This is a genomic window from Amycolatopsis circi (assembly GCF_003385235.1).
Classification (GTDB): domain Bacteria; phylum Actinomycetota; class Actinomycetes; order Mycobacteriales; family Pseudonocardiaceae; genus Amycolatopsis; species Amycolatopsis circi.
Window position 1 is genome coordinate 92926 of sequence record NZ_PQIA01000005.1, and the last position, 10988, is coordinate 103913.

Annotated in this window: 10 protein-coding genes; 4 read left to right on the plus strand and 6 right to left on the minus strand. The window is 69.4% G+C overall.

Annotated features, from left to right (window positions below):
- The first annotated feature begins 46 nt into the window (after window positions 1-46).
- Window positions 47-1027: a chitinase gene (locus tag D0D37_RS02425; protein ID WP_116198836.1), complete on the plus strand. Its 981-nt coding sequence runs from the start codon at window positions 47-49 to the stop codon at window positions 1025-1027.
- Between the two features lie 52 nt (window positions 1028-1079).
- Here the strand turns inward: D0D37_RS02425 and D0D37_RS02430 are convergent, their stop codons facing one another.
- The 5 genes from D0D37_RS02430 to D0D37_RS02450 all read right to left on the minus strand — a co-directional run bounded on the left by D0D37_RS02430 (window position 1080) and on the right by D0D37_RS02450 (window position 5701).
- Entirely contained in the window at window positions 1080-1841 is a 762-nt protein-coding gene (locus D0D37_RS02430; protein WP_116198837.1) for an HAD family acid phosphatase, read from the minus strand.
- 47 nt (window positions 1842-1888) lie between these two features.
- Complete coding sequence (locus D0D37_RS02435; RefSeq protein WP_116198838.1) at window positions 1889-3073, minus strand: class I SAM-dependent methyltransferase; 1185 nt, start codon at window positions 3071-3073, stop codon at window positions 1889-1891.
- Between the two features lies 1 nt (window position 3074).
- Entirely contained in the window at window positions 3075-4040 is a 966-nt protein-coding gene (locus D0D37_RS02440) for a class I SAM-dependent methyltransferase (protein ID WP_116198839.1), read from the minus strand.
- Window positions 4037-4816 (minus strand): enoyl-CoA hydratase/isomerase family protein, encoded by a 780-nt coding sequence (locus tag D0D37_RS02445; protein WP_116198840.1) that lies wholly within the window; start codon window positions 4814-4816, stop codon window positions 4037-4039. The genes D0D37_RS02440 and D0D37_RS02445 overlap by 4 nt, the downstream gene beginning before the upstream one ends.
- A gap of 72 nt (window positions 4817-4888) precedes the next feature.
- Window positions 4889-5701 (minus strand): ABC transporter ATP-binding protein, encoded by an 813-nt coding sequence (locus D0D37_RS02450; protein ID WP_116198841.1) that lies wholly within the window; start codon window positions 5699-5701, stop codon window positions 4889-4891.
- Window positions 5702-5984: 283 nt separating this feature from the next.
- Between D0D37_RS02450 and D0D37_RS02455 the strand changes: the two genes are divergently transcribed.
- Both D0D37_RS02455 and D0D37_RS02460 read left to right on the plus strand, forming a co-directional pair.
- A complete protein-coding gene (locus D0D37_RS02455) occupies window positions 5985-6530 on the plus strand; it encodes a cysteine dioxygenase (protein WP_116198842.1) in 546 nt (181 codons plus the stop codon).
- The gene (locus tag D0D37_RS02460; protein WP_116198843.1) at window positions 6527-6922 is read left to right on the plus strand and encodes a rhodanese-like domain-containing protein; all 396 of its coding nucleotides are present in this window, start codon (window positions 6527-6529) and stop codon (window positions 6920-6922) included. The genes D0D37_RS02455 and D0D37_RS02460 overlap by 4 nt, the downstream gene beginning before the upstream one ends.
- A 184-nt stretch (window positions 6923-7106) precedes the next feature.
- Here the strand turns inward: D0D37_RS02460 and glgP are convergent, their stop codons facing one another.
- Complete coding sequence (glgP, locus tag D0D37_RS02465) at window positions 7107-9650, minus strand: alpha-glucan family phosphorylase (protein ID WP_116198844.1); 2544 nt, start codon at window positions 9648-9650, stop codon at window positions 7107-7109.
- 127 nt (window positions 9651-9777) lie between these two features.
- Between glgP and D0D37_RS02470 the strand changes: the two genes are divergently transcribed.
- Window positions 9778-10988: neutral zinc metallopeptidase (locus tag D0D37_RS02470; protein WP_116198853.1), on the plus strand; the 1211-nt coding region annotated here is incomplete at its 3' end.

A 10988-nucleotide genomic window follows, 5' to 3' on the forward strand; every position in this document is an offset into this window, starting at 1 on the left:
GACAGGGGTTTTCCACCCCTCGGTCCTCACCGTGGAGGTTCCACCCATGCGTCTGTCCTCCCCCCGGAAACTGGCGGCCGCGCTCGGCGGGTTGCTGGCCGTAGCCGGACTCGCGGCGCCGCAGAGCACCGCGGCTGCGGCGAGCGACTCGTCGATCGCGCTCGCGCCCTATGTGGACATGGGCGCGTGGCCGTCGCCCGTGCTGTCGTCGATGTCCGAGCAAAGCGGCATCAAGAGTTTCACTCTCGGCTTTGTCACCGGCGCTGCGTGCAAGGCCAGCTGGTTCGCTGCCTACGATCCCCGGCAGGGGTGGCAGTCCGACGAAATCGCGAAGATCCGCGCGGGCGGCGGAGACGTCAAGGTCTCCTTCGGCGGTGCGTCCGGCGTCGAACTCGCGCAGGCGTGCGGTGACGTCAATTCGCTTGTGGGCGAGTACGAGGCGGTGATCAAAGCCTACAACCTCAAGTACATCGACGTCGACATCGAGGGCGCGGCGGTCGCCGACCCCGGGTCGATCAGCCTTCGTTCACAGGCCTTGAAAAAGGTGCAGGACCACAATCCGGGTCTCAAGATTTCCCTGACACTGCCGGTGCTTCCCACCGGGCTCACGTCGGACGGGCTGAACGTCGTGACCTCGGCGCGGGACGCGGGCGTCAATCTCGACCTGGTGAACGTGATGGCGATGGACTACTACCAGGGGTCCGGCGATCAGGGAGCCAAGGCGATCCAGGCGGCGCAATCCACGCAGGCGCAACTGAAATCGGCGCTCGGACTGTCCGATGCGGACGCTTGGCAGAAGGTCGGGCTGACGCCGATGCTGGGCGTCAACGATTCGCAGAACGAGATCTTCTATCAGAAGGACGCCAGCGCGGTCGTGAGCTTCGCGCAGAGTGTCCACCTGGGAATGCTGTCGTTCTGGGAACTCGGCCGTGACGCGAACGCGTGCACTGGCGCGCTGTACCGGTGCACCAACATTTCCCAGCAGCCCTACGAATTCTCCAAGATCTTCGCCGGATACTCCGGCTGAGGAAATCCGGAGCAGCCCGGGCCCGGCGCGGGACCCGGGCTGCCTCCGGCGCTCAGGGCAGGTAGTACATCGGGTTCGGCAGCTTCACCGGGTGGTCGGCGTAACCGCCTTCGAGGTCGCTGAACTGGTCGCCGAGGTTGAGCACGATGTGCGCGCCGGTCGACTGGATGTGCGCGCGGGTGCCCGACTTGTACTGCACGGTGTTGCAGTTCAGCCCGCACGGCAGGTAATCCGGCGCGGTGGTCTTCGGCTTGAAGTACGCGCCGGCCGGCGTCGGGTAGCCCTCGTTCGCGAGGTTCTTGAGCGACTGCGGGCCCTGTTTGTCGTTGCGGCCGGTCAGGAAGTAGACCCGCACGCCGCGTTCGGCGGCCCACTTCGTCAGTTCCAGCACCGGCTTGTTCGCCTCGAAAGTGCCGTCGTCGATGGCCTTCTGCTGCTTCACCGGGTCGAAGCCGAAGTCGTTGTCGGCTTCCCAGCCGTAGGTGATCTCGGACGTGTCGTCCACGTCGAGCACGATCGCCGGGTTCTTCACCTTGCCCAGCTTCTGCTGCAGGTACCGCTTCGCGTCGGCGACCACGCGCTTGGTGTCGGTGACGAACCGGCTGGTCTCGGAGTAGTGGTGCTTGCCGGACGCGTCGAGCCAGTCGCCGTAGTACGTCTTGACGTCGTTCTTCACCTGGCCGATGTTGGCCGGCTCCCGGCCGTGCGCGGCGGTGACGGCGTCCGAGCCGGCGAGTGCGGTCGCGCCGCCTGCGACGGTGGCGCCGACGGCCGCGGCGGCGGCCAGTTTGACGAGAGCGGGAAAACGAGACACAGCGACCCTCCAGTGATTATTCGCCAACCCGCAGAACTTACGCCGCGTTACCCGGCTTGAAAACCCTCCGTTGGGATGCGTTCGGCCCGGCACACGAACGCCACCGGCGACCGGCCGATCCTTGTCAGCACCACAGTGGACTCTTCGTGCCCGCGCGGTTTCAGCTTGCGACGCAAAGCGTCCGGGTCCACGTCGAGGCCGCGGACGAGGATTTCCAACCGTCCGACCTCGAGTTTTTTCAACGCCTGTCCGAGCGCTTTTTCGCGGTACGGCAACTGTTCCAGCACTCGGAAGGCGCGCACTCCCGGTGGTGGTGTGTCGCCGGTGAGGTAGGCGATGCGTTCGTCCAGTTGCCACAAACCATGTCGAGCCGCGTAGTGCCGGACGAGCCCGGCGCGGACGACCGCGCCGTCCGGGTCTACCAGCCACTCCCCCGCTGCCTGCACGGGAATGTCGTCCGGTTCCGCATCCGTGAGAGTCCACTGTGTACCGTCGGAACGCAACACTGTCGCTCGGCGGGTGATACCAGACGAGATGCCTCGCCACAGGCAGGCCTCGCGGACTTGGCCGTCGAGGGACACGAGTTCTACCTCGTCCGCCCAGGGCGCGATGGAGAAATCCATGCCGGGAGCGCATTTCACCGACAGGGCCCGGCCGGGATAGGCGGCTACGAGTTCGTCGAGCGGCGGCAGGAAGTCGGCCGGACGCCATACCCGCCGACCGGCGGAGTCGCGGCGGGCGGGATCGGCGACCACGGCGGTGTCCCGGGAAACCGGCTGCAAGGCGTCGGCTCGTGCGACGAGCGGCGACACTCCGGCGGCGGAAGCATTGTGCCGAGCCATTTCCAGCCGTACCGGGTCCACATCGGACCCGATCGCCGCCGAAGCGACCCGAGACAGTTCGACCAGGTCGGCACCGACTGAGCACGTGACGTCATGCACGGCGAGACCAGTCAGCCGCGAAGCCCGATGCCGAGCTACCGGAGTTGCACTCGCCTGCTGCAAGGCGTCGGCAGTGAACAACCAATCGGCCGAAGAGGCCAGCTTCAAAGCCGATTTACGGCGCAGCGCAACAGTTTCCAGCACCGGGGCAGCATGCTCCCCGGTCAGCCGCCGAGCCGCGGTGACGTCCGCGATCCGCGAACCGTCCAAAGTGGAGCACTCGGCGAGCGCCGCCCGTCCCGCGGCGGAGCGCAGGAAGGCGACGTCGTCGAGCGTGAAACTGTAGGGCAATTCAGGACGGCCGCTTGGTCCCGGTGATCATCACGTTGTAGAACAGCTCGCGCGGCAGCACCTTCGACAGCAGCTTCTTGTCCAAAGCGGACAGTCGCAGCCACAGGTGGTAGGCGAAGAGCCGCCAGCGGACGGTGAGCTTCTCCTGCGGCACCGCGGCTTCGAAGGTGCGGATCGGCCATCCGGCCAGCGCCGCCGAGAACTCCTCGGTGACCGCGCGGACGTCCTGCGCACCCGCCCCGCGCGCCATCGCTTCCAACTCGGACGGGTCGAAGGTGTGGATGTCCACCACCGCTTCGAGCGCCGCCGCGCGGGACGATTCGTCCAGCTCTTCCTGCGGACGCCGCCAGCCGCTCAGCGCGGGCAGCTTGGTGAGGTTCGTGGTGAGGTACCAGGTGAACTGGCCGAGCCGGCGCGCGTAGCGGTCGCCGATTTTCGTCGGCTCGCCCGCGAACACGAACCGCCCGCCCGGCTTGAGCACGCGCAGCACCTCGCCGAACGCCTGGCGCACGTCCGGGATGTGGTGCAGCACCGCGTGCCCGACCACGAGGTCGAACGTGTTGTCGTCGTAGGGAATCCGCTCCGCGTCGGCGACCCGGCCGTCGACGTCGAGGCCGAGGCCCTCGGCGTTGCGCAGCGCGACCTGCACCATGCCCGGCGACAGGTCGGTGACCGAGCCCTTCTTCGCGACGCCGCCCTGCATCAGGTTCAGCAGGAAGAACCCGGTGCCGCTGCCCAGTTCCATCGCGTGCTGGTACGGCTGGCCGTCCTCGCCCGCGACCGCGTTGAACACGTCAGTGGCGTAGGAGATGCAGCGCTCGTCGTAGGAAATGGACCACTTCTCGTCGTACGTCCCGGCTTCCCAGTCGTGGTAGAGGACGTTCGCGAGCTTCGGGTCGGCGTAGGCCGCCTTGACCTCGTCTTCGGTGGCGTGCGGATTCGGAGCCGGGTCGGACACGGAAGTCACTTCCCCTCGAAACTGGCTTTGCCGGGGCCGTTGTCGATGAACGACTGCATGCCGTTGCGCTGGTCCTCGGTCGCCCACAGCGCGGTGAACAGCTGCGTCTCGATCTTGAGGCCGGTGGCCAGGTCGACGTCGAGGCCGGAGTCGATCGCGGTCTTGGCCGCGCGCAGCGCCATCGCCGGGCCGTTCGCGAACTGCGACGCCCACTTGTGCGCCGCCGCGTACACGTCGTCCGGGGCCACCACCTCGTCGACGATGCCCAGCTTGAGCGCCTCTTCGGCCTTCACGAAGCGGCCGGTGAAGATCAGGTCCTTGGCCTTGCTCGGGCCGATCAGCCGGGTCAGCCGCTGCGTGCCGCCCGCGCCGGGGATGATGCCGAGCTGGATCTCCGGCTGGCCGACCTTCACGTTGTCGCCCGCGACGCGCCAGTCCGCGGTGAGCGCCAGTTCGAGGCCGCCGCCGAGCGCGTAGCCGGTGATCGCGCAGACGACCGGCTTCGGGATGTTCGCGACCCGGGCGAGCGACGCGGTCAGCTCGGCGCCGAACTTCGCGATCTCCGGGTACGTGCGGGAGGCCATCTCCTTGATGTCCGCGCCGCCGGCGAAGGTCTTCTCGCCGCCGTAGAGGATCACCGCGCGCACGTCGTCGCGGTCGGACGCCTCGCGCGCGGCCTCGGCAAGTTCGGCCTGCACCTGGTTGTTCAGCGCGTTGACCGGCGGCCGGTCCAGCCGGATCGTGCCGACCCCGCCCTCGACCTCCAGGGTTACGAACTCTCCCACGGGATTCCTCCTCGTTAACGGCGTTTACGCGGCGCTTGCAGGCTACCGGCCGGTAAGGCCAACCTAGCCGACCTACCTGCGGCGGGCGAAGAACCGCTCGCCCGAACGCTGCAGCACCAGGTCCTGGTCGAACGTCTTGGACAGGTTCTCGCTGGTGATCACGTCGTCCACCAGGCCGGACACCACCGCGCGGCCCTCGCGCAGCAGCAGCGCGTGGGTGAAGCCGGGCGGGATCTCCTCGACGTGGTGGGTGACCAGCACCATCGCCGGCGCGTCCGGGTCCATCGCGAGCGCCGACAGGCGGGCCACGAGGTCCTCGCGGCCGCCGAGGTCGAGGCCCGCGGCGGGCTCGTCGAGCAGCAGCAGCTCCGGGTCGGTCATCAGCGAGCGGGCGATCAGCACGCGTTTGCGCTCGCCCTCGCTCAGCGTGCCGAACGTGCGCTCGGCCAGGTGCGCGATGCCGAGCGTGCCGAGCAGTTCGGTCGCGCGGTCGAGGTCCATCCGGTCGTACTGCTCGCGCCAGCGGCCCATCACCGCGTACCCGGCGCTGACCACGACGTCGGCGACGCGCTCGTCGCCGGGCACGCGCTGGGCGATCGCGGCGGAGGTGAACCCGATGCGCGGGCGGAGGTCGAAGATGTTCACCTTGCCGATGCGGTCGCCGAGCAGGTCGACCGTGCCTGAGGTGGGGTGCAGTTCGGCGGCGGCCAGGCGCAGCAGGGTGGTTTTGCCCGCCCCGTTGGGCCCGAGCACCACCCATCGCTCGTCCAGCTCCACCGCCCAGTCGAGGGCCGCGAGGAGGTCGTTTCCGGTACGGCGGACGCCGACACCGGACATCCGCACGACGAGGTCGTCAGGATCGCTGGGCAGGATCGGCTCGCTCACGAGCCCATTGTGGCGGTCGCCCGGGCGCGGGCGCGCACCCGCCCGGGGGTAACGGCGCGCGGGGTGTCCAGCGGATGGGACGACCGGCCGTGATCTCGGCGCTGTGGCAGCATCCACCGCATGTTCAGGTCCGCGCGCCCCGTGTTGTGGCGCCGTCGCGCGATCGACCTTCTCCTGGTGGCTTCCAGCGGGTGTAGCCCGGCGCGGCACGCACGCTGATCCTCGTCGGCGTGCCGCGTCGCCTCGCGTCCGGCACTATCCGAGCTATTTCCAGGAGCCTCCGTTGACCACGTCCATCGTCCGTCCGGAAGTCGAAATCCACCCCCAGCTGGCCGATCCGCTGCTGCCGGAGCTGCTGCACCCGTCGCGGCTGCTGTGGACGCCGCGCGAACTGGCCGACCTGACCCGCACGGTCGCCACCGAACTGACCACCAGCCTGCGCGACGTCCTGCGCTTCGACGAGGACCAGCGCTGGTGGGCCCGGCTCGCGCTGACCGACGGCGTCGAACTGTGGCTGCTGTCGTGGCTGCCCGGCCAGCACACGAAGCCGCACGACCACGGCGGCGCGTCGGGTTCGTTCACCGTGCTGCAGGGCGAACTCGGCGAGGAGTACCGCTACCCCGGCGGCCCGGTGCGCCGCCGCACGCACACCGCCGGGCAGGGCATCGGCTTCGGCGCCGGACGCTCGCACCAGGTGCTCGGCGTCGGCAGCGAACCGGCGGCCAGCGTGCACGCCTACTCGCCGCCGCTGGTGCCGACGCGCGAGTACACGAGCCTCGCGGACGTGCCGAACGAGATCCCGCCGCTGCCTGCCATTGTGCGGTCATGACTGCTCTCGATGGTTTTCTCGCCGACGCCCGGACCTCGCTGGACCGGGCGGATCCGGCGCGCGCCGCGGACCTGCAGGCCGACGGCGCGCTGATCGTCGACATCCGGCCGTACGCCAACCGGGTCGCAGAGGGCGAGATTCCCGGGTCCGTCGTGATCGAGCGGATCCATCTGGAGTGGCGGCTGGCCCCGGAGAGCGAATGGCGGCTGCCGGGGGTTTCGGCGGAGACCGTCGCGGTGGTGGTGTGCAACGAGGGGTACGCGTCGAGCCTGGCGGCGGCGGATTTGCAGCGGCTGGGGTTGGTGAAGGCGACGGACTTGGCGGGCGGGTTCCGGGCTTGGGCGGCGGCTGGGTTGCCGGTACAAAAAGGCGGTTCTCCCGCGGTTCCGTGAGCCGGGGCACGCGCCACAAGGGGTTTTCTCAGTAGTGCCGCGGGTTTATCGCAGCGGTGCTGGTCAGGGGGATGCGGTGCACCGCCTGGCGAGACGGGCTGCGCGGCTCGGTTCCTGCGGGAGTCCGTGAGGGGAACCCTGAGGGACTCTGAGTCCCTCAGGGTTCCCCTCACGGACCTCGGCCTCAGGCGAGTACGACGCGCGCCAGCTCCGCCGGGCTGGCCAGCAGCGGGTGCTTCGGCAGCACCCGCACCGTGTAGCCGACCGAGCCCGCTCGCGGCAGGCGCAGGGTCGCCGCGAACGCGCCGATTCCGTCCGGCGTCATCGGGACCTGCACCGCGTCCGCGAGTTCGTCCCCGTCGCCGACCTGGCCCACCACGGCCTGGATGTCCACTTCGGACGGTTCGAGTCCGGCGAGGTCGATCCGGGCGCGGATGGTGACCTCGGTGCCCACCACTAGCCGTTCGGTGTGGTCGTACTGGAGGTCGGCATCGAAGATCCGCACGCGCGGCCACGCGACTTCCAGTTTGGTCCGGTAGTCGGCCAGCGAAAGCGCGCCCTGGTGGCCGTCGTCGGTGGCGGCGGCGACCATGCGCGACGCGGGCAGGTAGCCGGAATCCACGTACTCGCGCACCATTCGCGACGCCTGCACGCGTGGGCCCAGCGTTTCGAGCGTGTGCCACACCATCGCGAGCCAGCCGGTCGGGACGCCGTCCGCGCCGGTGTCGTAGTAGAGCGGCGCGATCTGCTGGCCCAGCAGGTCGTACAGCGCGGCGGCTTCGAGGTCGTCGCGGCGGAGCGGGTCGGTGACGCCGTCCGCGGTGGGGATGGCCCAGCCGTTCGATCCGTCGTAGCACTCGTCCCACCAACCGTCCTTGATGGACAGGTTCAGGCCGCCGTTGAGCGCCGATTTCATCCCCGACGTGCCGCACGCTTCCAGCGTCCGCACGGGATTGTTCAGCCACACGTCGCAGCCGCGGTAGAGGTAGCGGGCCATCGACATGTCGTAGTCCGGCAGGAAGACGATGCGGTGGCGCACCGCGGGATCGTCGACGAAGCGCACGATCTGCTGGATCAACTGCTTGCCGTTCTCGTCGGCGGGATGCGATTTGCCGCCGATCACGATCTGGATCGGCCGCTTCTCGTCCAGCAGCAGCGCGCGCAGCCGGTCCGGGTCGCGCAGCATCAGCGTGAGCCGCTTGTACGTCGGGACGCGGCGGGCGAAGCCGACGGTCAGCACGTCCGGGTCGAAGACGCGGTCGGTCCAGCCCAGTTCCAGCGCTGACGCCCCGCGCTGCATCCAGGCCCTCCGCACCCGCCGCCGAACCTCGCCGACGAGCTTTTCCCGCAGTTCCCGGCGCAATTCCCACAGCTGCTGGTCGCTGACGCCGTCGCGCAGCGAACTGTCCGGCGTGCGTCCTTCGTGGCCGAACTCCTCGTGGTTGCCGCCGAGCAGCGCGCTCAGCTCGCGCGCCACCCAGGTCGGCCCGTGCACGCCGTTGGTGATGGACGCGATCGGCACCTCGGCGTCGTCGAAACCGGGCCACAGCCGGGAAAACATCCGGCGCGTGACGCGGCCGTGCAGCTCGGAGACGCCGTTCGCGCGCTGCGCCAGCCGCAATCCCATGTGCGCCATGTTGAACAGGCCCGGGTTGTCCTCCGCGCCGAGTTGCAGCACGCGGCGCACGTCGACGTCCGGGACGAGCCTTCCGTCGGAGAAATAGCGCTGCACCAGGTCGACCGGGAAGCGGTCGATGCCCGCGCTGACCGGCGTGTGCGTGGTGAACACCGTCCCGGCGCGGACCGCGGGCAGCGCCTCGTCGAAGGCGAGCCTGTCGGACTGGATGATCTCGCGGGCGCGCTCCAGCCCGAGGAATCCGGCGTGGCCTTCGTTGGTGTGGAACACCTTCGGCTGCGGATGTCCGGTCAGCTCGCAGAACTTCCGCACCGCGCGGAACCCGCCGATGCCGGCCAGGATCTCCTGCCGGATCCGGTGGTCGGCGTCGCCGCCGTACAGCCGGTCGGTGACCGGGCGCAGGTCCTCGTCGTTGGCCTCGATGTCGGTGTCGAGCAGCAGCAGCGGGATCCGGCCGACGCGCGCCCGCCACATCTGCGCGCGCAGGTCGCGCCCGCCCGGCATGGCGACCTCGACCAGCACCGGACGGCCGTCCTCGGTGACCAGTTCCAGAGGGAAGGCGTTCGGGTCGATCACCGGGTAGTGCTCGACCTGCCAGCCGTCCAGCGACAGGCCCTGGCGGAAGTAGCCGGACCGGTACAGCAGGCCGACGCCGACCATCGGCACGCCGAGGTCCGAGGCCGCCTTGAGGTGGTCGCCGGCGAGCACGCCGAGGCCGCCGGAGTAGTTCGGCAGCGCTTCGGTGACCCCGAATTCCATCGAGAAGTACGCGACCGCCTGCGGCAGGCCGTCGTCGGTGCGGCGCTGGTACCAGCGCGGTTCGGTGAGGTAGCGCTCCAGCCCGGCCGCGGCCTCGCGGGTGCGGTTCAGGAAGTCCTCGTCCTTCGCCAGCTCCTCGAGCCGCTCCGGCGGCAGCGCGGTGAGCATGCGCAGCGGGTCGCGGATCTTGTCGAACAGCTCGGCGTCCATCGAGGCGAACAGGTCGCGCGTCGGCGGATGCCAGGTCCAGCGAAGGTTGGTCGCGAGGGCCCCGAGCCCGGCGAGCGGCTCGGGCAGGCTGGCGCGGACGGTGAACCGGCGGACTGCACGCATGGTCAGCGACGATATCCGGCCCGCCTCGCGCGCGCTCGCACCCCACTTCGGGGATTGTCCGCACGTTCCGCCATCCGGGTCAGTAATGTCCGGGTTCGTTGTCGACGCGGATGTGGAACGAGGGAACATGAGCCGAGGGGGACGCCGGTACGCGCTGGTCGCACTGGTCGCGGCGACCGTGCTGGGGACAGCCGCGTGCGGGGGCAAGACTCCTCCGGCGACGCCGGGCGCCGGGAACGTCGCCGGGCTGCCGGTCACGCATTTCGAGAGCGGGCTGCGTGCGGACGCGCCGCGGCCGGACCTGCCGGTGAAGAACGCCAGCGGCGGGGAGGACGACCAGCTCGCCACCGCCGCGATCGCGGACGTGCAGGCCTACTGGAGCGAGGCGCTGCCCGCCGAGTTCGGCGGCAAGCGGTTCGAGCCCGTCAAGTCGCTGCTGTCGTACGACTCGAAGCGCGACACCCAGAACACCGCGTGCGGCAGCGTCAAGCAGCTGGTGAACGCCTTCTACTGCGCGGGCGACGATTCGGTGGCGTGGGACCGCGGCGTGCTGCTGCCGATGCTGCGCAAGCGGTTCGGGCCGATGTCGGTGGTGACCGTGCTGGCGCACGAGTTCGGCCACGCGATCCAGTACCGGCTCGGGGCCTCGGCGGGGATTTCGAAGTCGACGCCGACGGTCGTGAAGGAACAGCAGGCGGACTGTTTCGCGGGCGGGTACTTCCGCTGGGTCGCCGAGGACAAGAGCAAGTTCTACCGAGTGTCGACGGCCGAGGGGCTGGACCAGATCCTGGCGGCGATGTTCTTCATCCGGGACCAGGCCGGGACCAGTGCGACGGATCGGCAGGCGCACGGCACGGCGTTCGACCGGACGTACGCGTTCCAGGCCGGGTTCGAGAAGGGGCCGAAGGAATGCGCGGGGATGAACGCGCAGAACGTGCAGAAGCGGCTGACTGAGCGGCCGTTCGATTCTCAGGACCGAGGCAAGGGAGACACTCGGTTCGGTGAGCAGACGGTGGTGGATTTGAAGGCCAGCCTTGACGAGGCGTTCAAGGGTGCTGGGGTTCAGGGGCCTCGGTTCACGGCTGGGTCGGGCAGCTGCTCCGGCGGGCCCAGCACTCCGCCCGCTTCTTATTGCCCGAATGACAACACGGTGAACTTCGATCAGCGGGCGTTGGAGAAGCTGGCTGAGCCGGTGGATCAGGAAGCTGAGATGGCTGGCCGGGCTGGGGGCGGGCTTGGCGACTTCGCTGCCTTCGCCGAGCTGGCGTCGCGGTATGCGGTGGGGGTGCAGAAGGGCGTGGGGGCGTCGATCGACACGCCTAACGCTGGGCTGCGGAC